At 54.4% G+C, this 26,560-nt stretch carries 29 protein-coding genes; 11 read left to right on the forward strand and 18 right to left on the reverse strand.

The genetic code is table 11. The features are described 5' to 3' along the window. The first annotated feature begins 65 nt into the window (after positions 1-65). Both lptB and rpoN read left to right on the forward strand, forming a co-directional pair. On the forward strand, positions 66-833 hold the full coding sequence (gene lptB / locus ACILP4_RS04360; RefSeq protein WP_395619525.1) for an LPS export ABC transporter ATP-binding protein: 768 nt from the start codon (positions 66-68) through the stop codon (positions 831-833). A gap of 29 nt (positions 834-862) precedes the next feature. Beyond that, on the forward strand, positions 863-2,356 hold the full coding sequence (gene rpoN / locus ACILP4_RS04365) for an RNA polymerase factor sigma-54 (RefSeq protein ID WP_395619526.1): 1,494 nt from the start codon (positions 863-865) through the stop codon (positions 2,354-2,356). On the opposite strand, the gene ACILP4_RS04370 is transcribed toward rpoN, so the two are convergent. Then, on the reverse strand, positions 2,357-3,151 hold the full coding sequence (locus tag ACILP4_RS04370) for an NTP transferase domain-containing protein (RefSeq protein WP_395619527.1): 795 nt from the start codon (positions 3,149-3,151) through the stop codon (positions 2,357-2,359). Between the two features lie 81 nt (positions 3,152-3,232). Between ACILP4_RS04370 and ACILP4_RS04375 the strand changes: the two genes are divergently transcribed. Next, positions 3,233-3,928, forward strand: a complete 696-nt coding sequence (locus ACILP4_RS04375) for an HAD family hydrolase (protein ID WP_395619528.1) — start codon at positions 3,233-3,235, stop codon at positions 3,926-3,928. A gap of 8 nt (positions 3,929-3,936) precedes the next feature. Here ACILP4_RS04375 and ACILP4_RS04380 read toward each other — a convergent pair whose 3' ends face one another. After that, entirely contained in the window at positions 3,937-5,172 is a 1,236-nt protein-coding gene (locus ACILP4_RS04380) for a hypothetical protein (RefSeq protein ID WP_395619529.1), read from the reverse strand. Positions 5,173-5,399: 227 nt separating this feature from the next. Between ACILP4_RS04380 and ACILP4_RS04385 the strand changes: the two genes are divergently transcribed. Continuing rightward, positions 5,400-6,716: a lipopolysaccharide biosynthesis protein gene (locus tag ACILP4_RS04385; RefSeq protein ID WP_395619530.1), complete on the forward strand. Its 1,317-nt coding sequence runs from the start codon at positions 5,400-5,402 to the stop codon at positions 6,714-6,716. Here the strand turns inward: ACILP4_RS04385 and ACILP4_RS04390 are convergent. Continuing rightward, complete coding sequence (locus tag ACILP4_RS04390) at positions 6,713-7,603, reverse strand: alpha/beta hydrolase (protein ID WP_395619531.1); 891 nt, start codon at positions 7,601-7,603, stop codon at positions 6,713-6,715. The two genes, ACILP4_RS04385 and ACILP4_RS04390, sit on opposite strands and share 4 nt — an antisense overlap. A 491-nt stretch (positions 7,604-8,094) precedes the next feature. Between ACILP4_RS04390 and ACILP4_RS04395 the strand changes: the two genes are divergently transcribed. Further along, positions 8,095-8,532, forward strand: a complete 438-nt coding sequence (locus tag ACILP4_RS04395) for a DeoR family transcriptional regulator (protein WP_395619532.1) — start codon at positions 8,095-8,097, stop codon at positions 8,530-8,532. A gap of 73 nt (positions 8,533-8,605) precedes the next feature. Beyond that, entirely contained in the window at positions 8,606-9,031 is a 426-nt protein-coding gene (locus ACILP4_RS04400; protein ID WP_395619533.1) for a helix-turn-helix domain-containing protein, read from the forward strand. Positions 9,032-9,214: 183 nt separating this feature from the next. Here the strand turns inward: ACILP4_RS04400 and rpsI are convergent, their stop codons facing one another. The 3 genes from rpsI to ACILP4_RS04415 all read right to left on the reverse strand — a co-directional run bounded on the left by rpsI (position 9,215) and on the right by ACILP4_RS04415 (position 11,387). Further along, positions 9,215-9,706 (reverse strand): 30S ribosomal protein S9, encoded by a 492-nt coding sequence (gene rpsI, locus ACILP4_RS04405; protein WP_295496862.1) that lies wholly within the window; start codon positions 9,704-9,706, stop codon positions 9,215-9,217. After that, on the reverse strand, positions 9,706-10,185 hold the full coding sequence (gene rplM / locus ACILP4_RS04410; protein WP_395619534.1) for a 50S ribosomal protein L13: 480 nt from the start codon (positions 10,183-10,185) through the stop codon (positions 9,706-9,708). The genes rpsI and rplM overlap by 1 nt, the downstream gene beginning before the upstream one ends. A 143-nt stretch (positions 10,186-10,328) precedes the next feature. After that, positions 10,329-11,387: a COX15/CtaA family protein gene (locus tag ACILP4_RS04415; protein WP_395619575.1), complete on the reverse strand. Its 1,059-nt coding sequence runs from the start codon at positions 11,385-11,387 to the stop codon at positions 10,329-10,331. Positions 11,388-11,510: 123 nt separating this feature from the next. Between ACILP4_RS04415 and ACILP4_RS04420 the strand changes: the two genes are divergently transcribed. Genes ACILP4_RS04420 through dxs form a run of 3 tightly spaced genes read left to right on the forward strand, consistent with a single transcriptional unit; the run spans position 11,511 to position 14,374 of the window. Beyond that, entirely contained in the window at positions 11,511-11,876 is a 366-nt protein-coding gene (locus tag ACILP4_RS04420) for a MerC domain-containing protein (protein ID WP_395619535.1), read from the forward strand. Between the two features lie 53 nt (positions 11,877-11,929). Continuing rightward, positions 11,930-12,388, forward strand: coding sequence for a Fur family transcriptional regulator (locus ACILP4_RS04425; protein ID WP_395619536.1), 459 nt, complete (start codon positions 11,930-11,932; stop codon positions 12,386-12,388). Positions 12,389-12,442: 54 nt separating this feature from the next. Continuing rightward, positions 12,443-14,374, forward strand: a complete 1,932-nt coding sequence (gene dxs, locus ACILP4_RS04430) for a 1-deoxy-D-xylulose-5-phosphate synthase (protein WP_395619537.1) — start codon at positions 12,443-12,445, stop codon at positions 14,372-14,374. A 21-nt stretch (positions 14,375-14,395) separates the two neighbouring features. Here dxs and ACILP4_RS04435 read toward each other — a convergent pair whose 3' ends face one another. The 12 genes from ACILP4_RS04435 to ACILP4_RS04490 all read right to left on the reverse strand — a co-directional run bounded on the left by ACILP4_RS04435 (position 14,396) and on the right by ACILP4_RS04490 (position 25,485). Beyond that, positions 14,396-14,809: a DUF3035 domain-containing protein gene (locus ACILP4_RS04435; RefSeq protein ID WP_395619538.1), complete on the reverse strand. Its 414-nt coding sequence runs from the start codon at positions 14,807-14,809 to the stop codon at positions 14,396-14,398. A gap of 24 nt (positions 14,810-14,833) precedes the next feature. Further along, entirely contained in the window at positions 14,834-15,091 is a 258-nt protein-coding gene (locus ACILP4_RS04440) for a DUF3035 domain-containing protein (protein ID WP_395619539.1), read from the reverse strand. After that, entirely contained in the window at positions 15,088-15,636 is a 549-nt protein-coding gene (gene lspA, locus ACILP4_RS04445; protein WP_395619540.1) for a signal peptidase II, read from the reverse strand. The genes ACILP4_RS04440 and lspA overlap by 4 nt, the downstream gene beginning before the upstream one ends. A 109-nt stretch (positions 15,637-15,745) precedes the next feature. Further along, positions 15,746-18,511: an isoleucine--tRNA ligase gene (ileS, locus tag ACILP4_RS04450; RefSeq protein ID WP_395619541.1), complete on the reverse strand. Its 2,766-nt coding sequence runs from the start codon at positions 18,509-18,511 to the stop codon at positions 15,746-15,748. A 95-nt stretch (positions 18,512-18,606) separates the two neighbouring features. Continuing rightward, positions 18,607-19,533: a bifunctional riboflavin kinase/FAD synthetase gene (locus tag ACILP4_RS04455; protein WP_395619542.1), complete on the reverse strand. Its 927-nt coding sequence runs from the start codon at positions 19,531-19,533 to the stop codon at positions 18,607-18,609. Continuing rightward, entirely contained in the window at positions 19,530-20,711 is a 1,182-nt protein-coding gene (locus ACILP4_RS04460) for a dipeptidase (RefSeq protein WP_395619543.1), read from the reverse strand. The genes ACILP4_RS04455 and ACILP4_RS04460 overlap by 4 nt, the downstream gene beginning before the upstream one ends. 22 nt (positions 20,712-20,733) lie before the next feature. After that, positions 20,734-21,231, reverse strand: a complete 498-nt coding sequence (locus ACILP4_RS04465) for a dihydrofolate reductase (protein ID WP_395619544.1) — start codon at positions 21,229-21,231, stop codon at positions 20,734-20,736. A gap of 23 nt (positions 21,232-21,254) precedes the next feature. After that, on the reverse strand, positions 21,255-22,325 hold the full coding sequence (locus tag ACILP4_RS04470) for a 5-(carboxyamino)imidazole ribonucleotide synthase (RefSeq protein ID WP_395619545.1): 1,071 nt from the start codon (positions 22,323-22,325) through the stop codon (positions 21,255-21,257). Between the two features lie 9 nt (positions 22,326-22,334). Continuing rightward, positions 22,335-22,823: a 5-(carboxyamino)imidazole ribonucleotide mutase gene (purE, locus tag ACILP4_RS04475; RefSeq protein ID WP_395619546.1), complete on the reverse strand. Its 489-nt coding sequence runs from the start codon at positions 22,821-22,823 to the stop codon at positions 22,335-22,337. Between the two features lie 114 nt (positions 22,824-22,937). Beyond that, positions 22,938-23,621, reverse strand: a complete 684-nt coding sequence (gene gpmA / locus ACILP4_RS04480) for a 2,3-diphosphoglycerate-dependent phosphoglycerate mutase (RefSeq protein WP_395619547.1) — start codon at positions 23,619-23,621, stop codon at positions 22,938-22,940. Positions 23,622-23,729: 108 nt separating this feature from the next. Further along, positions 23,730-24,866: a M14-type cytosolic carboxypeptidase gene (locus tag ACILP4_RS04485; protein ID WP_395619548.1), complete on the reverse strand. Its 1,137-nt coding sequence runs from the start codon at positions 24,864-24,866 to the stop codon at positions 23,730-23,732. A gap of 25 nt (positions 24,867-24,891) precedes the next feature. After that, entirely contained in the window at positions 24,892-25,485 is a 594-nt protein-coding gene (locus ACILP4_RS04490; protein WP_395619549.1) for a DUF4136 domain-containing protein, read from the reverse strand. Between the two features lie 154 nt (positions 25,486-25,639). Between ACILP4_RS04490 and ykgO the strand changes: the two genes are divergently transcribed. Further along, positions 25,640-25,765 carry a type B 50S ribosomal protein L36 gene (gene ykgO / locus ACILP4_RS04495; protein WP_125229386.1) on the forward strand — a complete coding sequence of 42 codons (126 nt, stop codon included), beginning with the start codon at positions 25,640-25,642 and terminating at the stop codon, positions 25,763-25,765. Between the two features lie 123 nt (positions 25,766-25,888). Continuing rightward, positions 25,889-26,500 carry an HAD family hydrolase gene (locus tag ACILP4_RS04500; RefSeq protein ID WP_395619550.1) on the forward strand — a complete coding sequence of 204 codons (612 nt, stop codon included), beginning with the start codon at positions 25,889-25,891 and terminating at the stop codon, positions 26,498-26,500. The last annotated feature ends 60 nt before the right edge of the window (positions 26,501-26,560 follow it).

Consider the following 26,560-nt stretch of genomic DNA (forward strand, 5'->3'; position numbering starts at 1 on the left):
TTCAATAGATATTATATATAAATCAAAAGCATCATTGCGGGCGAAGATTGAAAATGGAAAGCATAATGGCAACCCCACCTGCTGCTGATGCAACTACCGATGCGGGTATGCAATCAGGGCTAGGCGTTGTGTCCATCGCCAAAAGCTATGACAAGCGGGCCGTTTTGACCGATGTTTCGCTGTCCGTGGCAAAGGGCGAAGTAGTTGGTCTGCTGGGGCCCAATGGTGCGGGTAAGACGACCTGTTTTTACTCAATCATGGGGCTGGTTAAACCCGATAGCGGCCGCATTACGCTGGATGGCGCGGACATCACCACGCTGCCAATGTATCGCCGTGCCATTTTGGGGCTTGGCTATCTACCCCAGGAAACGTCCATTTTTCGCGGGATGACTGTTGAGCAGAATATCAGCGCGGTTCTCGAAATGTCGGAACCCGACCCAGAATCGCGCGGCGAGCGGTTGGAAAAACTGCTGGACGAATTTGGCCTGACCCGTTTGCGTAGCGCGCCTGCCATGGCCTTGTCCGGCGGCGAGCGGCGGCGGTGCGAAATCGCCCGCGCACTGGCCGCAAACCCGTCGATCATGCTGCTCGACGAACCCTTTGCCGGCATTGACCCGATTTCGATCTCCGACATTCGCGATCTTGTGAAGGAACTCAAGACACGTGGAATTGGTGTGCTGATCACCGACCATAATGTTCGTGAAACACTGGATATCGTTGACCGTGCGTGCATCATTTACGGCGGGCAGGTCCTATTTGCCGGATCACCAGAGGCGTTGGTCGCCGATCCCAATGTCCGCCGCCTATATTTGGGCGAAAGCTTTGCAATGTAATGTGGAGGAAATGACGGAAACCTAACGTCATGACATTAGCTCCGCGCCTCGACCTTCGCCAAAGCCAGTCGCTGGTCATGACGCCGCAGCTTCAACAAGCAATAAAGCTGCTCGCGCTTTCGTCGCTCGAAATAGAGGCCTTCATCGCCGAAGAGGTCGAACGCAACCCGTTGCTTGATGCGGGCGGCAGCGATTCCATATCCGACATCCCGCTTGATGAGTTAACAAGCGCCACGATTGCCGAGAGCAATGAACGTGGCAGTGACGAGATATTAAGCAATGACAGCCATGCCGCTTCCGACGCGCTTGACGTCGATTTCAGCGCAGAGACCTTCCACCATGATGCGCCATCCGACAGCGTGGGCGGCGCAGACGGAATGCTTGGCCTATCGGGCAACGCCATGTCCAGCAGCGGCTTTGACGGCGACGGCCCTGATTTCGAAAGCTTTGCCGCACGCGACGTTAATTTGCGCGAACATTTAATGGCACAGGCGGGTGCAAGCCTTTCGGGTCGCCAGCTTTTTCTCGTTCAACAGATTATCGAACATATTGAACCCACAGGCTATGTGGGTGAGGATTTGCTGGCAATGGCGCAGAGGCTTGGCGTGCGCTTAGCCGAAGCAGAAGCTGCGCTGTCCGAGCTTCAACGCTTTGATCCCACCGGGATTGGCGCACGCAATCTTGCCGAGTGTCTTGCGCTTCAGGCCAAGGATGCGGACCGCTATGACCCATGCATGGCAAGGCTGATCGACAATCTCGATTTGGTGGCCAGGGGTGCTTTTGACCAGCTGAAGCGGATATGCCGCGTCGATGACGAAGATTTACGCGATATGTTAATGGAACTGCGCGGCTATGATCCAAAGCCGGGGTGCCGTTTCGAAAGCGAGGAAAGTATGGCGGTGACACCGGATATCTATGTGACACCAATTGGCGATGGTTGGTCGATTGAATTGAACAGCGCCAACCTGCCCCGCTTGCTAATCAACCGTAACTATGTGGCCGAGCTTGGGCAGGACAAAGCGACCAAGGCGTGGCTCAGCGATTGCATGGCGGATGCCAATTGGTTGATTAAGGCCATGGACCAACGGCAACGTACTATTGTCAAGGTCGCGACCGAAATCGTGAAGCAGCAAGAGGGGTTTTTCCGGCGCGGTGTTGCGCACTTACGGCCCCTGACACTGCGCCAGGTCGCCGATGCGATTGAGATGCATGAATCGACCGTTAGCCGAGTGACGAGTAACAAATATCTGCACTGCGGACGCGGGCTTTTTGACCTCAAATATTTCTTTTCGTCAGGCGTTCAGTCGGCCGATGGCGAAGGCGCATCTGCCGAAGCGGTCAAAAGCCATATCAATTCGCTAATTGAAGCCGAGAGTGATAAAATCCTGTCGGACGATACTCTGGTTGAACTGCTGACGGCAAAGGGCTTTGACATTGCCCGCCGGACAGTCGCCAAATATCGTGAAGCCATGGGCATTGGTTCGTCGGTGCAGCGTCGTCGGCAAAAGAAAATGGGCCGTTAATCAGCCCGCGGCAGTATCGCCGCTCTGCGCTGCGCGTTTCGCCATTATGTTTTCTGCAAGCACATGATCGCTAAGCTTGTCGACATCTATGGCAGCAACGGGGTCGGTTAAGGAAACCAATTTAGCTTTTAGACCAAGCCGTTTCCCAGCCTTCGCCATAGCCTGATTCAAACCGATGGATCGGGTAAGCGCACGCGCCGCCAAAAGCAGACCAAAATGCAGGAACAGCCGCCACGCCTTTTTTCGGTCTTGCTCGGCATCGACCCATAAATCGAGCGCCAGCGATGATTTTTGAGACATCAGCCCAAAAAGATTGGCGCCGGACCAAGCTCCGTCTGAAAAGCGAAGCCAAGTGCGCTGCGCATCCGGAAACTTCTTCAACATATTTTGCCGTTCAACCATCGCGACCGCAAGATCCCCATCCGCATTGCGTATAAATTCGTCGATCATTTCCACGGTCAACAAGGGATGGTCCGCTGTGGTCACCAATAATGGCGCAGAAAACCCCAGTGTCTCGGCCTGCGCTTTGATGCTCAATGAAATGCTGTTCTGGCTTTCCACCAAAATGGCGCCGCCAGCGGCGTCAACGGCAGGGCGCAAATGCTCTATTTCTTGCGACAATATAACGATTTTACCGATGTGCGGTGATACATGGAGCGTGCGGACAACGTGGTAAATCATCGGCGCGCCGCAGACTGGGACTAAGGCCTTGCGTTCAAGGCCAAAATGCTGGGCAAGCATATCAGGGCCGGGCCGCTGTCCAGCAAGAACGATGCAGGTCCATTGCGCTTGCAAACAGCTTCTCCTAAACGCATCAAAATCGGGGCTAACGTCAACTTTCGTGGCGTACCTTCAGGTGGGGCTTGGCGACCAAATATGAATATTGCAATATATGATCTCGACAAAACCATTACGCGCCGTCCGACCTTCACGCGTTTTCTGCTGTATTACGCAAGGCGGACAGCGCCCTTTCGGCTAGCCTTGCTGCCAATTTGGATAATGGCGATGGTCGGGTACAAGCTTCGCCTATATGGACGCAAACCACTGAAACAATTTGGTGTACGTATGTTCATGGGGCGAGAAATCAGCCCTGCAAACTTGTCCGAAATTACCGCATCCTTTGCGGACAATGTGTTCAACCAAGGCCTTCAACCAGGAGCAATCGCGCGCTTGCATGCCGATCGTGCGCGCGGCGCAATGCTTGTTTTGGCAACGGCTGCACCGGAATTTTACGCCAAATTAATCGGCAACCTTGCGGATTTTCACGCCGTAATTGCCACGCGCCATATCCTGACACCAGATGGCGCGCTCACCCACGAAATAGAAGGCGAAAATTGTTATGCTGGCGAAAAATTACGCCGGATCGAAGAATGGCTTTCGCAGCAAGCCATTGACCGCAAGGATGCGCACATCATCTTTTACTCCGACGATATCAGCGACAGCCCGACGCTAAACTTCGCTGATGAAGGTTACGCGGTAAATCCGTCCAAAAAATTTGCAGAAGCTGCGGCAAGGGCGAATTGGGGCCGTCTGGATTTTCGCCATGCAGAAGGCATTTCCAACAGGCCATAGGCCCCGGCCTAAGCAGGAACTATGGTGTTCAAGCCTTCGACAAAATGGCTGATGGCTTCAGCGCCGCGTTCGGACGCGGGCCGTGGGTCGCTTTGATCGGCGGTATACGCCATGCGCTGCTCTTGAGCTGTGCGATATTGCAGCGCAATCTCCGCATGATCCGGCAATAACGGTAGTAACTGCTTGGCAGAGCGCGCAACCGGGCCATTATTCCAGAAATCATATTCTGGCATCGCCCCGGGCGATGGCGCGCTATGCGTATCAATGAAAAAACATGCACGCGGGCGATAAAGAAATTCATAAACCTGGCTTGAAACATCGCCAATATAGACGTCGGCTGATAGCGTGTAGCTCATGTCAAACAAACGCGCGCTGTCGACATCAATCCGGATATTGGGCGCGTCATAATATTTCGGATCGATATCCGGCCTTTTACGCGTCACGCGATATTCAGGCGAGATATGCACTTTTTTGAAAAATAGCATCACATGCGGAGCAAAGATCAGGTTAAACCGGTCCGCATTCTGGTAAAAATATTCCAATATATCGGCACCATGGTCGAACCAGCTCGACATATGCGGGTCAAAATGAGGATTATATAAAAAAGTCGGATTGTCGTTGTCGAAGAATTTTTCTGCTGTACGCCCCTGCAAAATATCGAATTTGGCGTATCCGATAATGCGGCAACGTTCTGGCGTGGAAACGCCTGCTTCCACCATCTGGTCCACGACCTTTTGTCCGCTAACTATCAAGAGATCAAAGTTCCGGAATGCAGGATGGACAGATACATTCCGGTCTCCCGACCCGTGGGGTACACAGACAAAGGCAGGGCAATGATCCTTGCCGTGAAATTTGGTCCAATGGCGCTTTAAGGTAAGGCACGTCCGTTCGGTCGACACGATGGCTAAGGATTTTCTTAAAATCGCATTATGCCAATATAGGCGAAGGATGCGGTGGACGGGTAAGAGCCTGTTCAGGCCTTTAGTAAGCGCCCTGAGCATTTCGGGTAGTGCCAGCGATTGCCACTCCAACGCAGCAATCTGTTCGGGCGACAACAGTTTCTGCACCTCTTTCATGATTGTCTCACTGCCGAATGCAATGACCGCACGCACCCCGTTGGCCTGAAGCGCAAACGCACCTGCAATGCCCGCCAGATGCGCCACCTGATGACCCGCATCATGATTGAACAGGAATATTACAGGGGCGCTACCGGTTACGTCGGGCCGTTTTTGGTGTGGCTTCATAAACATGGAGTGCCGATATCGTTTGCGGCAAATTATGGCAACCAATCTACCAAAGACAAAGCGCATTTAAACGAGCGCACCGCACGAACCGCAAGCGTTTTAGATACGAAAAGCTGAGCAGCTCACATCTGAGTGCGGAGCATCTTTTTTAGCCAGCACTTAATGACATGACTTTGATTAGGAGGCGAAGTGCACTAGTCCCCCATTTGATTGGGAGCGTCCGTTTGATGGCAGAGCAGAAACAGGGAAGTGGACGTCGCATATTGCGATCTGGTGCCTGGCTTTTTCTGCCGAAAACATTGTCGGCTGTTCTCAGCCTCATTTATCTTGCCGTTTCCACACAGACGCTGGGTGCCGCGGACTTCGGCAAATTCATGCTCATTTTCAGCTTTGCCCAGCTTATCGCGGGTTTTACATCATTCCAAACTTGGCAAATCCTTATCCGTTACGGCACAAATTTGGTGCATGACGGGGCGCAAGCAAAATTGGCGGAATTGACGTGGTTCTGTATAATTCTTGATCTGATTGGCGCCGCGTTGGCGCTGGTCTTAGCCATATTCGGCGCGTGGGTGCTTGCCGCCAATCAGGGCTGGGAAGATAAAGAGGCAATCGCCGTCATCGTCTTTACGACATTGCTCGTACTGTCATCGCGCTCAACGCCAACGGGGCTATTGCGGATTAGCGACCGTTTTGGCGATGCGGCGGTACCGGACATGCTTGTCCCCATTATCCGCCTTTTGGGTACCGGCATATTGGTATTGACGCAACCAACGGTATGGGGGTTTCTAGCGATCTGGCTGCTGTCGGAATTTGTACCGACCATCTTCGTTTGGATAAATGTCTTGCGGCGTCTTAAACTGCCGTTGCGGTGGAGCAATTTGCCCCGTCTGAGCAGTTTCCAGAGCCGCTTTCCTGGCATCGGCAAATTCGCTTTGTGGTCAAACGCTGGCTCAAGCTTTAAGCTGACCAGCCAGCAAATGGTTGCGGTCATTGTCGGTGTCTATGTCGGCGCCGCTGCCGCTGGGTTTTTCCGGCTTGGTTATCAATTGGGTCAGGTTTTTGCGCGTATTGGCGATGCCATTTCCATGGCCTTGTTCACTGAATATGCACGGGTCGCCCACATAGGCGGTTCAAAGGATGCAGGCATCTTGTTGAGCAAGATGATGAAGGTTTCAGGCGTGGCGGCAATGCTTGTGCTGGCTATTGTCGGTTTGGCAGGAAAGCCCATCATCGTTTGGCTATTCGGCGTAGAATTTGTCGCCGCTTATCCGCTGGTGATGATTTTGGGTACCGCAGCAGCGGTGCAATTTGCGACATTGGGGTTAGAGCCTGCACTGCTGACTGCTGGAAAGGCTGGCCGCGTTATGTTGTGCAGCTTAGCCGGAGCCATTATCGTTGCAATTCTTCTCGTCTGGCTATTGCCGATATACGGCGAAGTTGGTGCGGCTTTTGCTATGCTTGCCGCGGCCACCGTCAACGCGGGTTTGTTAATCATTTCATATCGCCAAAAGATCCTTGGCCAAAAAATAAACGCCGTACTCTAACCAGGACTATGCGCTTTTATGAAGTTCACAACATCCGATACAACGGGCGCCTTTTGACGGAACGGACGCGCGACAGCCATGATGATATCGGCGTGGTCGACGTCGGGATAAATCCTTAACTGCTGCTGCCCGCCCAGCGCTTGGATTGCCTCGGATAGAATTTTGCTGTTGCGGGGCTTCACGACGGTGTCCTTATCGCCTGTTAACAGCAGCAGTGGCGGCGCATCGCCGCGTGCATAAGTGATCGGCTGCGTTTCCTTCAGATCAGGCCACTGTCCTAAGGCAAATTTTGACGAATCGGTCGTCAGCGGCAGGAAATCATAAGGCCCGGCAAGGCCTATCACGCCTTTGATTACATCCGGCGCGAGATTGTTCGCAGCCAACCATTGCGGGTCAAGCGCCGTCATCATGGCGATATGGGCGCCAGCACTATGCCCCATTACGAAGATACGGTCGGCGTCGCCATCATATTTGACAATATTGGCATGGACCCAAGCAATCGCCGATGCTGTATCTTGAACAAAGGCTGGAAAGCGCACGCTTGGTGCCTTGCGATAATCGGCAATGACCGTGACAAAGCCACGTGCGGCAAAGGCGCGACCCAAAAAGCCGTAGCCCTCGCGCTCGCCATCGTGCCACGAACCGCCATGGAAAAAGATCAGCACCGCAGAACCGCTATCGGCGTTTTGCTTGGGCAGGTAAATATCAAGCTTCTGTCGCGCGCCGTCACCATAGGCAATGCTTGTCAGCGGGGCTTGGCGATACTCCACAAGGCCCGGTGCAACCCGGTCTGCCAAATCGAGCTTTTGTGGATCGGTCTTGCTCCAGAACCATATACCAGAAGCAACCAAGGCGAGGACGAGAACGAAAACGATATATTTGATCATCTAAGATATGTGCCAATGAAATCGCCAGCCCACAATTAAAAAAGGCGGCCCCGTCGGAGCCGCCTTTTCATGTAGGTCGCCTAGTTTATCATGCGCGTCGCCGTAAAGTTTAGCACTACAAAAATCATAATCCCACCAGAGGAGGGATCAAAAAGGACTTAGACCAACATCCTCGCTTGCTTAACCCTTTGGTTCAACGCATTCTAATTCAAGCGTTGATTGATGGGGGTAAAGTGTGTCCGAGATAGTCACAGCAGTCCAACGAGGCAGTCAAGTCTATGTCTATGGCGCCGGACAGCGACAGCTGTGCTCAGTATTTGCGGGCACTGGGCCGAATGACGGACTGAAAGGATATACATCCAGCACAGTTAGCGTTCGAAGAGGCAGCCACATTTACGTTTACGATAATAAGGGTCGCCAGATTTCTAGCGTGTTCGCGGGAAGATAAGTTCAGGTTTTACAAAATCCCGATGCGGGAGGATGGAGGTTTTGTGGACGAATTACCAACCAGATTTATATCGTCATTTGTAGTCGAATTCATAAGTGATTTCATGCAATTCTGCGTTGAAAAATATGGATTTTCAACTGAAGAAATTAGCATTATTTGCGTAGTTACGACCGAAAGCACTCGGGAAATTCGGCATGACGGTTATTTGTTAAAAACCTATGGTGCTGAAGGTCCCGCAATTCCGGATGAGTTCCGATTTCCGGTCAGCGTTCAGTTCGTTTGTCGACGGTTGGGCATGCGGCGAGAAACAACACGGCGAAAACTTGAAGACTTAGCAAATAGAGGTTTTTTGAAAAAAATTAAGGGTGGATACACGCTACCCGCACAAACGGACGCCGCTGATTACACTAAGGATTTGCGGGACTTTTTGGTATCCAAAGTCCGCGGTCTTCAGAATTATATAGAAAAAATACCAACGTAATTTCTCTATCAATCGATTGCCGCCAATTGAACACAATGCCCAAATTGGGCAAAGTGGATTGTTGTGAATTCACATGCTTAATATTTACCCGCCACGACTTGGGGATGTGGGGGCGAGCCTAGTGGCGGATATGGAGCAAAAAGACGCAACAATTGCCTTATTGGCGATCGGTCGGCGCATACAGAGTGCCAGAAAAAAGAGCAGAATGTCAGTTGCTAAGCTGTCGGCAAAGACTGCCATTTCAACGCGATTTATTGAATATATCGAGGCGGGCGAATTCAGCAAGCTTCCGGGGCGGTCGCATGTGCTGGGTTTTACACGATCCATCTGCCGAGAATTAGGATTAGACGCAGAAGAGATTATTCCGGTGATCAAATCAGCGATGTACCCTGCCCCAATGACGGAATTCGAACTAACTATTGCGCAACAGATGAAACGTCCGCTGATAGCGAAGATCGCGAATATGCTAAAATCTGTTCTGGACAGCATTAAACGTTAAAAAACCATTCTCTAGTTTCCGCGCGCATAGTGAACCAAAATTGAGTTAACAGGGTTGCGGTTCATAAAAGGAACATCCAGCGGGAAACACACCGACCTTTGGTACTCTGTTCAAAAGACTATAAAAAAGGGCTCGCGATTTCTCGCAAGCCCTTGATTTTGTTCGGAAAAACGACTGTTCGGTTTAACGTTTCGAGAACTGGAAGCTCTTACGCGCCTTGGCCTTGCCGTATTTCTTACGTTCAACCACACGGCTGTCGCGGGTCAGGAAGCCTTCCGATTTCACGGCGCTACGCAGCATTGGCTCATATTTCGACAGTGCTTGCGCGATACCGTGCTTTACGGCGCCGGCTTGACCTGAAAGACCACCGCCCTTGACGGTCGCGATGACGTCATATTGGCCAGTACGCTCGGTCACACCGAACGGCTGATTAATGACGAGACGCAACGAAGGACGTGCGAAATAGATTTCCTGATCGCGGCCATTGACGACAATCTTGCCAGTACCAGGCTTCAACCAAACGCGTGCGACGGCATCCTTGCGGCGGCCAGTTGCATAAGCGCGGCCTTGCGCATCGATTTCCTGTTCACGAATGACAGCAGCGATCTGTGCAGGTGCTTGAACGTCGGCGCCCAAGGTTTCGAGATCAGCGAGCGAAGTTGCAGTATCGGACATTATGCACCCACCTTATTCTTACGGTTCATGGAAGCGACGTCGAGCGTCTTTGGCTGTTGACCGGCATGCGGATGCTCGGTGCCGTTATACAGATGCAAAGCGCGCATTTGCGCACGACCCAAAGGACCGCGTGGAACCATGCGCTCAACGGCCTTTTCAAGGACGCGCTCAGGGAATTTGCTGTCCAGCACCTTGCCAGCAGTGATACCCTTGATACCGCCGATGTAACCGGTGTGACGATAATAGACCTTGTCGGTCAATTTCTTGCCGGTGAACTTCACCTTGTCCGCATTGATGACGATGACATGGTCGCCGCAATCGACATGTGGGGTGTAGCTTGGCTTGGTCTTACCACGCAGGATGTTGGCAATGAGGCTGGCCACGCGGCCAACAACCAAACCTTCTGCGTCAATGAGGATCCACGATTTCTCGACGTCCTGTGGACGGATCGATTTCGTAACTCTGGATAGCGTTTTCATCGCTAATCGCACCTTTCGAAATTTTGTAGTTATGCAGAATCATCACTGATCCGCATGCGAAGCGGTGCCAATGACGACGAAAGCCCCATTAGTCAAGAAAAAGCAGGCGTTTTACGACGGGTATAATAATACCATCCGCGAAGTTACGCCGTTTCGCGACCCAATATGTGCGCGCCCCAAACGGTGGATGCGACCAGCAAAGCGCCAACTGCCTGATGCGACACTGCTAGCACGATGTTAACGCCAGTCATGACGGTCGCGATTCCCAAGATGATTTGAATGCCATAGGCACTATGGATGGCGATAGAGGCGCTACGTGCGCCCGTTTTTTTGACGCGGCGCGCCAGCAAGATCAAGGCAAGCACCGCGACCCACGCCCACCAGCGATGGATAAAATGCGTGAGATAGGGGTCGTTCACCAACGCATAGAAAACGCCTTTGGCGGTATCCACGCCATCGGGATACACTCGGTCGTTCATCAAAGGCCAAGTGTTAGACACATAGCCCGCGTGCAAGCCCGCGACCCACGCGCCAAATAGCATCTGGATAAACAGGATAGCAAAAACCGACGCGGTAAAGAACGTTATTCTCGCTGGCTTCGCAGCTGGGTTTTTGACCAGCGCCTTTAGATCAAGCGCAGTCCAAACCAGTCCGCCAAGAATGATGAAAGCAGTGAGCAAATGGACAGCAAGGCGGTAATGGCTGACATCGGTGCGTGCCGACAGTCCCGATGACACCATCCACCAGCCAATCGTGCCCTGAAGCCCGCCCAAGGCCAACAATGCGAGCAAACGCGGCTTGTAGCCTGCGGGAATAGCTTGCTTCAGCCAAAACCATGCCAAAGGAAGTGCAAAGGCCAAGCCAATGACGCGCCCAAGTAAGCGATGCACCCATTCCCAGAAATAGATGAATTTGAATTCGGCCATTGTCATACCGGCAGGGCCGTTAATCTCTGTATACTCGGGGATCTTCTTATATTTCTCAAACTCCGACATCCAGGCTGCCTCGCTGAGTGGAGGAAGCGTGCCGGTAATAGGTTTCCATTCAGTGATCGATAAACCCGATTCGGTCAGCCGCGTGATCCCGCCGACAACAACCATCGCAAAGACCAACACAGCGACGCCCATCAGCCAGTTGATCAACGCGGCGGGGCGTGCCGTGTGGGTTTCGGATGCGGGATGGGAGTTGAGCGCAGTATCCATATGCATCGTTATGGCGCTTAATGCCGATTGTCGCAAGCAGAGGAGGTTGCAAAAATTGCCAATCAAGCTGCAATTTTACGATGTAATGTTGTAACGTTCATCGAATCAGTGTAGGGGCCGGTAATGGCACAGGTTTGGCAAAAATGGCGTTGGGACGGGCTTGGCCTCAGCATTGCCGGGCTGTGCCTGTTGCATTGCCTGATCACCACGGTTTTGCTGGCCATCCTGGCGTCTGCGGGCGGCGCGTTATTGAACCCTATGATCCATGAGGCTGGGCTAGGCCTCGCAATCCTCTTGGGTATTTTGGCATTAGGCAAAGGCTTCCGTGCGCACGGTTTGTTCATGCCCGCTTTTATTGGCGCGCTTGGAATTGGCATGATGGGCGGCGCACTGACACTGCCACATGGCGCTATGGAAATCGCTTGGACAGTAATTGGCGTTGTCTTTCTTGGACTTGGCCATTTGCTCAACCATCGGGCCAAAGGCTGAACCACAATCGCGCGGTGATTGACCCGCCGCATACCAGCGCCTACATCACCGGCATGGCAGCACATCACCATCATGAGCATGCAGGCGCGTCGCTTGCGGACGCCGCAGAAGCCGCACTTGTTGAGGCTGGCGAACAATGGACCGATATGCGGTCAGATATTTTCGCGGTACTCGCAACCTTTGAAAAGCCGGCGTCCGCATATGATATTGCTGATCTCGTGTCGCAAAAGCGTGGCAAACGCGTTGCCCCCAACAGCGTGTATCGCATCTTGGACCTTTTTGTGGCGACGAACCTCGCGCGCCGCGTGGAAAGCGCGAATGCCTATATCGCCAACTCGCACCCGGGATGCTTGCATGATTGCATTTTCCTGATTTGCGATAGCTGCGGCACCGCAACGCATATTGACGATGATGCCTTGACTATGAACGTGCGTGCAGCGGCGGAACATGCCGGCTTTGCGCAAGTGCGTCCCGTTATCGAAGTGCGCGGCAAATGTGCCGATTGTGATTGAAATATCCGCAATTACCCGTTCGACAGCCCGATAAAACACCGCTAAGCTTAAAGCATGACTCATTCGCCTGACACGCCGTTACTTGATACGGTTAAAGTGCCCTCGGACCTTCGTAACCTTGCCGCATCGCAGCTTCGTCAGCTTGCTGACGAGTTGCGCGCCGAAACCATTTCTGCCGTATCTGTCACGGGTGGTCATTTGGGTGCGGGGCTTGGGGTTGTGGAGTTGACCACGGCCATCCATTATGTGTTCAACACGCCCGATGACCGGTTAGTCTGGGATGTAGGCCATCAATGCTATCCGCACAAAATCCTCACCGGACGCCGCGACCGTATCCGCACCTTACGCACGGGCGGGGGTCTCTCGGGCTTCACGAAGCGGAGCGAAAGCGAATATGATCCGTTCGGCGCCGCTCATAGCTCAACGTCGATTTCCGCAGCTTTGGGCTTTGCCGTGGCTAACAAGATCGCTGGCAAGCCCGGCAAAGCTATTGCTGTCATTGGCGATGGGTCCATGTCAGCTGGCATGGCTTATGAGGCGATGAATAACGCGCAAGCCGCAGGCAACCGCTTGGTCGTCATCCTGAACGATAATGATATGTCGATTGCACCGCCAGTGGGTGGCCTGTCCGCTTATCTGTCGCGCTTGGTTTCCTCTAGCGAGTATCTAGGCCTGCGCAGCCTCGCGAGCAAACTCGCAAAACGCTTGTCGCGCCGTATCTATACTGCAGCGTCAAAGGCCGAAGAATTCGCCCGTGGCATGGCGATGGGCGGAACCTTGTTTGAAGAGCTTGGCTTTTATTATGTCGGCCCCATTGACGGCCATAATCTAGACCAGCTGATCCCCGTCCTCGAAAATGTCCGCGACAATGCTGAGGGTCCGGTCCTGATCCATGTCGTTACGCAAAAGGGCAAGGGCTATGCCCCTGCTGAAGCCGCTGCTGACAAATATCATGGCGTGGTAAAATTCGACGTTGTCACAGGCAAGCAAGACAAAGGCCCCGGTGGCGGTCCGCCTGCCTATCAGAACGTGTTTGGTGAAACGCTGGCGAAGCTGGCGGAAACCGATCCTAAAATCTGCGCTATCACGGCCGCTATGCCCGGCGGGACAGGCGTCGACAAATTCTCCGCCGCACACCCCGAACGCTCCTTCGATGTGGGCATCGCGGAACAGCATGCCGTGACCTTCGCCGCTGGCCTCGCCGCGCAAGGCATGCGTCCCTTCTGCGCGATTTATTCAACCTTCCTACAACGTGCTTACGATCAAGTAGTGCACGATGTCGCGATCCAGAATCTGCCTGTACGTTTTGCCATCGACCGCGCTGGTTTGGTCGGCGCCGATGGCAGCACCCACGCCGGGTCTTTCGACATCACCTATCTTGCGACCCTGCCAAATATGGTCGTCATGTCACCTGCCGATGAGGCGGAGTTAGTCCATATGACCTACACCGCCGTTTTGCACGACAGCGGTCCAATCGCTTTTCGTTATCCGCGCGGCAATGGCACGGGCGTTCCGTTACCAGAAGTGCCGCAGCAGCTCGAAATCGGGAAAGGCCGCATCGTTCGTGAAGGCAAAAAGGTCGCGATCCTCTCGCTCGGCACCCGTCTGGCCGAGGCCATGAAGGCAGCGGACACGCTGGACGCAAAGGGCCTTAGCACAACCGTTGCGGACTTGCGTTTTGCCAAGCCGCTGGACGAAAAAATGATCCGTCAGATCATCGCCACGCATGAAGTTGTTGTGACGGTCGAAGAAGCGTCCGTTGGTGGTCTTGGCGCGCATGTTTTAACTCTAGCGAGCGACGCCGGCCTGATGGACACGGGCCTAAAAATCCGTACCATGCGCCTGCCCGATATCTTCCAAGAGCATGACAGCCCGCAAAAGCAATATGACGAGGCGGGCCTCAATGCGCCGCAGATCGTCGAAACCGTTTTGAAAGCGCTACGCCACAACAGCGCAGGCGTTGAGGAAGCCAGCGTGAGCGCTTAAGAGCGCGCTGCTGTCACGGCATTACCCTGGAATAATCGCCTGCGCGGTTTGGCCGTCACCTTCGGGGGCGGCGATGATATCGCGCGTGATGCTGCCTTTATTGACGGTGGTAGTCTGCGGATCACCGACCGATGAACGAATGCCCAATTCGGCAGCGCCCGACGTCGTCGAAATCGCGCGTTCAGCAGCGGAACGTGTTGCGGTGCCGCCAAACAAAGCCTCCAGAGCCTGCTCCTGACCAGCTTCCGCAGGGCGAATGGCCGATACCGCGGTCGGTTCAAGCGCAAAGTCAGGCGGAACCACCAAGGGAGCGGCGCGGCTAACAGACGGTGCAGCCGACTGATTGCCGCCCAATAAACTACCCATCGACCCACATCCCGACAACAAAGGAAGCGCCAGCATCGTAAAGGCAAGAAGGACAGGCTTTGTGTTCATATATATATCCATTTTCAGGCCAAATTACGGGCGGGGAGCAGTTGTAGACGCAGCGCCGCCAAACATGGCGTCCAAAACCTGCTGCTGAGTGTCGCCATCCTGCGGACGCGGCGCGTTAGGGGTCGGCGTTGGCAAGGTGAAGGTCTTAGGGACTTCGATTGGCTTTGCCCGGCTTACTGCAAATTCGTCAGGGCGTTCGCGATCATAAATGCTGGTCGTTCCGCAGCCCGCAAGCGCAAGAATAGCAACTGATGCTGCTGCTAAGATATATATCCGCTTCATGACTTCTCCACTATGTCGGCTTTGCTTGCAGGTTCCTGAACATCAGGGCCGCGATCGGTTTCCTTGTCACCTATCAGGAACGAACGGGCAAGCAATATCAATACACCTATGCTGATACAGGCGTCGGCCAGGTTGAATATATAAAAGGGCCGGAACGCACCAAAATGCAGATCGGCATAATCCACAACATAGCCATAACGCGTCCGATCAACGATGTTCCCAAGTGCACCGCCCAAAACCAACGACAAGGCCAGCACGTCGCCGCGCAATTTTTCGCGCCACATCCATACGCCTACGCCGACCGCAATCACCGTAGTAAGCGCAACCAGTGCCCAGCGTTCGCCGTCACTGTCGGCGGTTAGGAAACTCATCGAAACGCCGCGATTTTCGGCGTAGCGCAGGTCGAAAAACGACACGATGTGAATGACGCCCCGCTCTTTCAACTGCAATGGCCCGAGCATCGCGAATTTCACGATTTGATCGGCGATGAACACGAGGCTCGCGAGCAGGAGCCCCTGAAGGCGGAATTTGGGGTTCGGATTCATGAGCGCGTCCTAACTCAATTTCGCGTCATGCTGAACTTGTTTCAGCATGACAAACTGCCGCCGTGCGTTATCCTGAAACAAGTTCAGGATGACGATCAAGGGAGTGCGGTTATTCCCCAACAACATCCGCACACCGACCGCACAATGCCCCGTCGTCTACAACCTCGGGAAGATGCCGCCAGCAACGACCGCATTTGTGGTTGGTGGTTTTGACTGCATCCTCCTCGCGACCATGATGCACCGCAGACACGATGAACACTTCGGCTAGGTCGATTTCGCCGGGATCACCCGGGTAGCTATATTCGACTTCCAGACTTGAGCCGATTTCCTTGTTGCGGCGCATAGGTTCGATCCGCTCGTTTGCCAGCATACGGCTTCCCCTAATGTTCGCCCATTTTACCGCCAATATTTTATCAATCCAACCAGCATCAACATCGGGCCATTCCGAGAAATGCACGCTGTCCGCATCGGGGAGCCGAGACTGCCAGACTTCTTCGCTGGTGAACACAAGCACAGGCGCGGCATATCTCACCAACGCGTGGAACAATATGTCGAGCACCGTTCGATACGCCATCCGCTTCGGATCAGTCGCGGCATCGCAATAGAGGCAATCTTTGCGGATATCGAAGAAGAAGGCCGACAGATCTTCGTTGCAAAACTCGGTCAGCAAGCGGACATAAGTGTTAAAGTCAAAGTCATTGACCGCCGCCTTCAACTTCGCGTCCATGTCGGCGAGCAGATGGAGCATATAACGCTCCAGCTCCGGCATATCTTTGACGGCAACCTTTTCCGCATCGGAAAACCCATCGAGCGCGCCCAGCAAATAACGGAAGGTGTTGCGCAATTTGCGATATTGGTCGGACACACCGGCGAGGATTTCCTTGCCAATGCGATGATCCTCGGTGAAGTCTACGGTTAGCGCCCATAGCCGCAAAATATCCGCGCCATTGTCGCGCATCAGATCCAACGGGTTGATGGTATTGCCCAAGGACTTGGACATTTTCATGCCCTTTTGATCCATGGTAAAACCATGTGTTAGCACGGCGTTATAAGGCGCCCGGCCCCGCGTACCGCAACTTTGCAGCAAGCTTGATTGGAACCAACCACGATGTTGGTCGCTGCCTTCCAGATAGAGATCCGCAGGCCATTGCAGGTCGGGCCAGCGCCCGCTTTCGAGCACAAATGCATGGGTGCAGCCGGAATCGAACCAGACGTCTAGAATGTCAGTGACGCGCTCATAATCGGCCAAGGCATAATCGCTGCCCAAATATGCCTGTGCGCGTTCATCGGACCAGGCATCGACGCCCATCTCACGTACTCCCGCGATGATACGCGCGTTAACACCTGCGTCGCAGAGATACTGGCCGGACTTGCGGTCGACGAACAAAGTGATCGGCACGCCCCAGGCGCGCTGACGCGACAGCACCCAGTCGGGGCGGCCTTCGACCATTGCGGTGATGCGGTTCTGGCCCTTTTCCGGAACCCAGCGGGTTTCCGAAATCGCGGTCATTGCCTTGTCGCGCAGCGTGCCATCGGCGCTGGCTTTGTCCATCGGCACAAACCATTGCGGGGTGCAGCGATAGATGACCTTCGCCTTTGACCGCCATGAGTGCGGATAGCTGTGCTTGTAATCCGCCGACGCCGCGAGCAAGCCGCCAGCATCATGCAGTGCGGTGCAAATCGGGCCATCCGGCGCATTGAATTTGGGGTTGATGACGCTGCCTTCACCGCCCAGCCAGAGCCAGTCGGCGCGATATTTGCCATCGCCCTCAACCGCGAAGACCGGTTCAATGCCATTGGCCTTGCATAGGTCAAAGTCATCCTCACCATGATCAGGTGCCATGTGGACAAGGCCCGTGCCGCTGTCGGTGGTGACGAAATCTCCCGCGAGCATCGGGCGGGGCTTCGCGAAGAAACCATCGAGCTTATGCATCGGGTGGCGGACGGTGGCATCAGCAAGCGCCCCAGCCTTAAGCGTTCCATGGCCCCGATCAACAGACTCGACGCCTAGTCGAGACAAGAATGCATGTTCAAGATCAAGGGCATAAATATAGCGGCGGCCAGCCACCTCAGAAACGACATATTCAACGTCTGGCCCGTAAGCCAAGGCCTGATTGACCGGAATGGTCCAAGGTGTTGTCGTCCAGATCACCGCAAACGCGCCAACTAAAGAAGGCTCGTTCGGCGCGTCGACAATCTCAAACGCCACATCGATTTGCGTCGATGTGATGTCCTCATATTCAATCTCGGCCTCGGCCAAGGCGGTCTTTTCAACCGGCGACCACATGACGGGCTTGGCGCCGCGATAGAGCTGACCGCTTTCGGCAAACTTCAGCAGTTCCGAAACAATCGTTGCCTCAGCCTGAAAATCCATCGTCAGATAGGGATTGTCCCAATCGGCATTGATGCCTAGCCGCTTCAATTGTTCGCGCTGTGTATCGACCCAATGCTGTGCATAAGCGCGGCATTCGGCGCGGAATTCAACTGCGGGGACTTCGTCCTTGTTGAGCTTTTTCTTGCGATATTGCTCCTCGACCTTCCATTCAATGGGCAAGCCATGGCAATCCCATCCGGGGACATAAGGCGCATCTTTGCCAAGTAGAGTCTGCGTGCGGACAACCATGTCTTTCAGAATATGGTTCAGCGCATGACCGATATGCATGTCACCATTGGCATAAGGCGGGCCATCATGCAGGATGAACTTCTCCCGCCCACGGCGACGATTGCGCAATTCGGCGTAGAAATCGGCCGCCTGCCAGCGCGCCAAAATACCCGGTTCCTTCTGCGGAAGGCCAGCCTTCATCGGAAAGTCAGTTTTGGGCAAGAAGACGCTGTCGCGATAATCTTGTTTCGGTGAGTCAGCAGTTTTAGTCATATCGTGCGGGTGCTTAGGGGAGGTTGGCGCTTTAGACAACTATTTGAGCGCAAGGATGCCAAGCCAGCAATGGTTCACACCGTCCCATTGGAGCGTCACGCCAAAATGGCGCGCGCCTGATCACAATCCTTTGCCATCTGCGCCATAAGCGCATCGAGATTGTCAAATTTCGCCTCGCCACGAATGAAGGCGTGAAATTCGATTTCGATACTTTGCCCATATAAATCTTCGGCAAAATCGAAAAAATGCGGTTCAAGCAATTCCTTGGGCGGATCAAAGGTTGGACGGATGCCCAAATTTGCCGCGCCGTTCAAAACCCGGCCATCGGGCAAGCGGCCCTTCACCGCATAAATGCCGTAACGCGGGCGTAAATAATGGCCCATGTCGATATTGGCGGTGGGAAAGCCCAGAAGACGACCATTTTTGTCCCCATGCTGGACAACGCCTTGGACGGTAAAGGGTCGCGTCAGCAAGGCAGTGGCGGTTGCGCAGTCGCCATCTTGCAACGCAGCGCGGATGCGGCTTGAGGAGATGATGCCTGCATCATCGACCACGGGGCCCATGGCCGTCGAGGAAAGATCGTGCGCGCCACCTATTTGCCGCAGCACATCGATATTGCCGCCACGCGCTTTACCAAAGGTAAAATCCTCGCCTGTAACAACAGCCGAAATCCCAAGTCGCTCAATGAGCAATTTTACAATGAAATCTTCCGCGCTGGTAGCCGCCAGTTCAGCATCAAAATCAAACACCATCATGGCATCGGCGCCCGCATCTTCGAAAAGCCGCTGCCTTTGGTCGAGCGTCGTCAGCCGGAACCAGGGCGATTGCGGCGCAAAAAAACGCACGGGGTGCGGGTCAAATGTCGCGATGATGGCTGGACGGCCGGCCGCCTTCGCCTGCGCAATGGCTTCACCCGCGACCGCTTGATGCCCGAGATGAAAGCCGTCAAAATTGCCCAAAGCCACCACGCCGCAGCGTAAGGCATCGGGCATGCGGTCTTTGGCAGAGAGGCGAGGAATCATAGCGCCTTGCCCGCCCTTGGCACCAAGCCAGCGCGGATGACGCGCAGCGCGTTTTCACCCATGACGGCCCGGATTTCGGCTGCTGTGAAGCCTTCTTCCATCAAGGCTTGTGTAACCTGAACCAATTGCGAGGTGTCGAACCGTACGGTGGTCGCGCCATCATAATCGGATCCCAAGGCGACAAATTGGATGCCCACCAAATCGCGGACATGCTTCATAGCTTTGGCTGCCGCGCGCGGGCTTGTGTCGCACAAGGCGCCGTCCCAATAACCGATGCCGATGATGCCGCCCGTTTTGGCCACACCGCGCACTTCATCATCGGTCAAGTTGCGGTTGACCTTGCAGGTCGCCTGCACGCCGCCATGGCTGGATACGACCGGCCGGGTGGCCATGGCCAGCACTTCTGCAACACCTTTATGTGACAAATGGGCGATGTCGATGATCATACCCTTCGCCTCCATCCGCCGAACAATGTCACGGCCAAAAGGGGTTAGCCCCCCTTTTTTCAGGCCATGCATCGAACCCGCAAGTTCATTGTCAAAGAAATGGGTTAGCCCCGCCATACGAAAACCAGCGTCATACAGCCGGTCCAGATTGGCTGCCTTCCCTTCCAGATTTTGAAGACCTTCAATGGTCAGCATCGCCCCGACGGCCCGCTTATCTTTCTGCCGCGCGGCTAGTAAGGCATCTAATTGGCCTGCGGTATCGACAGCGTTGATCGACCCGTTCGATCCCGCAACCGCCGCATCACGTTTTTGTGTATGATATAACGACCGCTCAACCAACGAGCTCCAAGTCTTCACGGGTTGCAGCTGCGCAATGGTCAATAAGGTAATGTTGTCAGTGTCAGCCCCATTGCCATCATAATTCTGGTTCTTCGGCGTCTTTGTCACAGACGAGAATAATTGCAGCGCGACATTGCCTTCTTGCAAACGTGGCAAATCCATATGACCGCGCGACGCGCTCTCATTAAGATCGCGGTTCCACATCAAAGTGTCGCTGTGCAGGTCAACGATGTTCAGCGTCTTGTGCAAGGCCTTGGCTTCGTCGCTGACCGCAATCAGCGGTTTGCCATCAATCTGGTTCATTGCCCCTTCGACATAGCCAGGTGCAATGCCGAAAAAGCCAATAGCCGCCGCGGCAATCAACGTCGCCGGTATCCAGATTTTTTTACGCATAATCCCCCTATGGCGCCGATGTTTAGGTCACGACCCGTCGCACTAATGTTACAAAATCATAAGCGGGCGTGCCGCCTTGCGCAGCATGGCTCTCCCGCGCAATTTCTTGCCAGACTGCCATATCTAACGCGGGCACTATCGCGTCACCGTCTGGGCTGGCAGCGATTTCGGTAAGTTCAACGCGGTCCGCCAGCGGCAGGAATAGACTATAAATTTCTGCGCCACCAATGACGCAGACATGCGGCCCATTGGCCCGCTTCAATGCCTCCTCGACCGAATGTACAACTTCGGCACCATCTTCCTCCCAATCAAGGTCGCGGGTTAACACGATATGGCGGCGGCCATCCAGCAAGCCCGGCAGGCTGTCAAAGGTCTTACGGCCCATGATCATGGGTCGCCCCTTGGTGACTTGTTTGAAATGGCGCAGGTCGGCGGGGATATGCCATGGCATGCCGCCATCCTTTCCGATTGTTCCATTTGCGGCGCGGGCGAGGACAAGAACGATTTCGGGATGATTCATGCCGCCGTCTTGCCGACTTTTTCTCACCTATACAAGCGGGTGACGTGGCCTATTTTTCGGCCAGGTCTTGCTTCGGCCTTGCCATATAGATGCAGATGTGCCGCAGGATCTGCTAAAATTTGTTCAAAATTATCGCCATCTGCGCCAAGCAAATTTTCCATTTCAACCCGCACAGCAATCGTTTCTGTGGCACCTAAGGGCAGTCCGCAAATGGCACGGATATGGTTCTCAAACTGGCTGGTGGCCGCACCTTCGATGGTCCAATGCCCGCTATTATGCACGCGAGGCGCTATTTCGTTGAATAAGGGTCCTTGCGCGCTAGCGAAGAATTCGGCGGTAAACACGCCGACATAATCCAGCGCCGATGCAACAGCCGCTGCCATATCACGCGCCGCTTGTTGCTGGCTTTCAACCAACGGCCCGGACGGCAAAGTCGATGTCGCCAAAATGCCGTCGACATGCACGTTGCGCGAACTGTCCCAAAAACGGATTTCACCGTCTTGGCCGCGGACTAATATCACGGAAAATTCCGCATCAAACGACACCATGGCTTCGGCGATCAGCGGCTGCCCGCCTGTGCTTTGCCACGCACCCTTTATGTCGCCATCACCCATGATCCGCGACTGGCCCTTGCCATCATAGCCCATGCGTATGGTTTTAAGGATGCAGGGTATGCCAACAGCTTCAATCGCGTCGGATACAGCGCCTTCGTCCTGCGCTACTGCAAACTCCGCCGTTTTCCCACCAATGCCGCGGACAAACTGCTTTTCGGCGGCGCGATCCTGCGCCACTTCAAGCGCCTTAAGCGGCGGATACACCGGCACAAGGCCTGCGATCGATTCAAGCGGCGTCACGGGCACATTTTCAAATTCAAAGGTTACCACGTCGCAGGCTGTTGCAAACGCCTTCAGCGCCTCCGGGTCATCATATTCGGATATGGTGTGATCGGCCGCAACATCGCATGCGACATTGTCCCCCGGTGGCGTGTAAATATGGCAGCGATAACCCAATTGCGCAGCAGCAGTCGCCAGCATGCGGCCAAGCTGACCACCGCCCAATATGCCAATAGTCGATCCCGGAGGTAACGCCGCCATAAATGAACCTTATTCGGGCGTTTCGGCGACCGAAGCCGTCTGCGCCGTGCGCCAGGTGTCCAACCGTTCGGCCAGCGCGGCATCTTCATTCGCCAGCATCGCTGCCGCCAAAAGCGCCGCGTTTGTTGCGCCCGCTTTGCCGATTGCCAATGTGCCAACCGGAATTCCAGCGGGCATTTGCACGATGGATAAAAGGCTATCCATGCCGTCTAGCGCCTTGGATTGTACCGGCACGCCCAGCACGGGAAGGCGCGTCATCGACGCTGCCATGCCCGGCAGATGCGCCGCACCGCCTGCGCCCGCGATAATGCATTTCAGACCACGACCTGCGGCAGTTTTGGCATAATCATAAAGACGTTCGGGCGTGCGATGCGCAGACACCACTTTGCATTCATGCGGAATGTGCAGCGCAGTCAGCGTCGCCGAGGCTTCTCGCATCGTCTCCCAGTCCGAACGGCTTCCCATGATGATGCCAATGAGCGGCGCTGCGTCGGTCATGTGTCACTCCCCTGACAAATTCGATGGCAATGGCCTTAGCCTTGTGGTGCAAAAGGCGCAATCCAGCAACACGGCGTTAACCGCCCCAGCACTTAAATGCAGCTTAAAGTGAACCTATCGCGCTGAAAGATAGTGATATTCACCGTTCAGATGGTCGTCCAATTCATACACGATTGGCTGCCCCGTCGGGATTTCCAAGCCGTTAATATCGGCATCGGAGATTCCCGACAGATGCTTGACGAGCGCGCGCAGGCTATTGCCATGCGCCGAAATCAAAACGGTTTTTCCGGCCTGTAACTCCGGCACAATCGCGCTTTCCCAATATGGCAAAACGCGATTAATTGTGTCTTTCAGGCTTTCAGACGCCGGAATATCAATGCCGGCATAACGCGGATCAGATGAAAGGTCATATGGCGACCCTGCCGCAAGCGGCGGCGGCGGAATGTCGAAACTGCGGCGCCAGATCTTCACCTGATCCTCGCCATGCTTCGCCGCTGTCTCTGCCTTATCTAGGCCAGTTAGCCCGCCATAATGCCGTTCGTTCAATTGCCAATTCTTGGTCACCGGAACCCACAAACGCCCCATGGCCTCCAACGCGAGATTCAAGGTCTTGATGGCCCGTGTCTGCACGCTGGTAAAGGCAGTGTCCGGCCATATGCCCTTCGCCTTCATCAGCTCTCCCGCTGCCCAAGCCTCAGCAGCGCCTTTTTCGGTGACATCTACATCCCACCAGCCGGTGAACCGGTTTTCCAGATTCCACTGAGATTGGCCGTGACGGATGAGGATGAGTTTCGGCATATTTGGATTCCTAAATTGTTTGGTCGGGCCCTAACGCAAGTTGGTCATATCGCCAAGGTCATGAAATCGATGAAGAGATTTTAAACGAAGCCACGGTTGCAATGATGTTTACACCATCTCCGCCAAGGTCGCGAGGCATTCGCGGGCGAGCAAGCGGCAACGTTCGGGGGACCAGCCTTGGTCGGGATCATTGCCGTGCACGGTGTCCTTGTAAGGCATTTCAAGCGTCATCGCGACGCATTGGTGCGAAGGTCCAAAACGCTCCGCCAATTGGTTAGTCGACATCGACAGATTGGCTTTGCCCGGACCGGCCTTGGTATAACCCAGCTCTGTCTGGAAATCAGGGGTCCGCGCCGAAAGGCGATTGATGAAGGCATTGTAGCGATCACCCTGATTATCCGTCCATGAAGGAATGCCTTCAAACCCTGCCATAAACGCGGCTGGAATGGCTTCGTCGCCATGCACGTCCATGGCCCAATGCACGCCTAATTCATCCATTGCCTTGCGGATAGCCAACACTTCGGGGCTACGCTCCGCGGACGGTTCGGCCCATTCACGGTTCAGGTTGACGCCCAGATAATTGGTGCGCAAATGCCCGCGACAGCTTCCGTCCGGATTGCAGTTGGGCACGATATGGAAGCGGCATTTTTCTAGCAGAACGCGTGTGTGCGGGTCGCTTAAGTCCGTCAGCATATCGATGGCACCTTCCATCCAATATTCGGCCTGAGTTTCACCGGGATGCTGCCGCGCATAGAGCCAGACCTGCGTGTCACCATCGCCCATTTCAAGGCAATCAATCGGCTGGCCTTCGATGCTGTGGCCGAGGCAGCGATAGGTTACGCCCTCAAGCGACGCAGTCTCGGCGATGAGGTCATGGTGCCGTTCCATGCTGTAGGGTGCGAAATAGGCAAACCATGCAAGATCGCTTGCGGGGGTATAACGGATGGTCAAGGCGCCGCCATCTTTTGCCTTGTCATAGGTCGTATCGGCGCGCCCCCAATAATCCCGGTCTTCGGAAACACAGGCGCGGTAATCGGGCCAGCCACCGGGATAGGCGCTGCTTTCCAGTCCGGTAATCCGCAACTCCAGTTCTTCGCCAGCAGTGCATGCCACGCGGAAGTGGAACCATTGCGCGAACTCCGAATCCTTATCCTGGCGGATGCCAAGCGTTGCAACATTACCATCGACGGCATGAACGATAATATTGCCGCTGTCGAAGGCGGCATTGATGTCAATAATCGGCATTTTGGGTTCGCTCTCGCAATTAAATTTATGGCACGCGGATAGTCTCCCCCGACACGCCGGGGAAGTCCTTAAACAAGGCTTCGGCCAATTTTGATGCGGCAACCCCCGGTTGCGCGGCGGGTGAACCTGCTTTGGCAAGTTGCACGGCCGTGCCCTCCCAAATCACCACCTGGTCGCTGCGCCGGACAATGCGGACCGCCAAGCTGGATTGTAACTGCGCTGATGACCCATTGTCCAGATTGAAACCAAGGCTAACACCAACGCCCGAACCATAGCTACCCGTCGACCCCCCGACGCCAACCGACACAGGCGCGCGGCGGCCGGGACGAACCTCAGTTGCGCCAAAACGCACTTCGGCAATCACGGCGGAATTTCCGCTATTAGCCCGATAGCCGATTCGCTGCATTTCGCGTGCAACAGCGGCCAGATATGGCGACCCAGCAAGAGACCGGTCCGAAGCCGATTCGCCCACAAGCGTGACTGCAAAACTTCCCGTGCCATAAGGGACGCCTTCGGCCGCGCGGTTGTAGCGCGTCACCTCAACAGGTCCCGTTGGCACGACGCAAGCGGTCAACGCAGAAAATGTCAAAAGCGGCAAAAATCGAGCAATTTTCATCATGCAATTATCCTTAGGCCCGTCCTTTACCATATCAAGCGATGTGTGGAGGCTGAATCCGCAAAGATGCGCCAATCGCGCTTGACTTTCCGCAGCCCGACCCATAGGAGCGCGCCTTCAATTCAAGCTTTATGCATTTATTAGACGGGTAAATCCGATGAAAGTCGTTAATTCTCTGAAGTCGCTCAAGGGCCGCCATCGCGATAACCGCGTGATTCGTCGCCGTGGCCGCACTTATGTCATCAACAAGACCCAGCCACGCTTCAAGGCGCGCCAGGGTTAATTTGGTCCTGCCTGCGCTATGCGGGCAGTTAGAACAGGCAAAATGCCGCTCCGAATCTGATTCGCGGGCGGTTTTTTTGCGCCTTGATTCCACTTAAGTCCATCCCTTGAAGAGGCGAAATGCATGACTAAAATAAGCAATGTGGTCTTTGATGTCGGCAAAGTACTATTCGAATGGGATCTCAGGCATCTTTTTGCAAAGCTGATCACGGACAAGGACGAGCTGGAATATTTCGTTGCGCATGTTGTAACCCCCGAATGGCATTTTCAGCATGATGCAGGTCGCGCTTTGGACGATATGGTTGCCGAGCGGGTCGCTGAATTTCCAAAATATGCAGCTTGGATTGCGGCTTACGCCAGCCGTTTCAATGAAACCATTCCCGGGCCCATCACAGGGTCGCTGGAGATTGTAGAGGAACTCGCCGAACGCGATGTGCCGTTATTTGCGATCACCAATTTCGGCGCAGAATTCTGGGATAGTTTCCGTCCGACACAGCCGATATTCGACCGTTTTCAGGACATAATTGTATCAGGAGTCGAAAAATTGGTGAAGCCGGACCCAGCCATTTACGCGCTGGCGTTGCAGCGTTTCGGACTAAAGCCGGGCGAGGCCATTTTTATCGATGATAATCATGACAATGTCATCAGCGCGCGCCAAAACGGTTTTGTTGCCCATCACTTTATGGACGCCAATTCACTTCGTCGTGAATTGCTTGCCCTCGATTTATTACATTGAATTTTTGCACGCAGATGCGTGAATGACGCAAAAATTAGTATAGATTCTCCGCACGCTCTG

It is taken from the genome of Sphingorhabdus sp., from assembly GCF_044239045.1.
Classification (GTDB): domain Bacteria; phylum Pseudomonadota; class Alphaproteobacteria; order Sphingomonadales; family Sphingomonadaceae; genus Sphingorhabdus_B.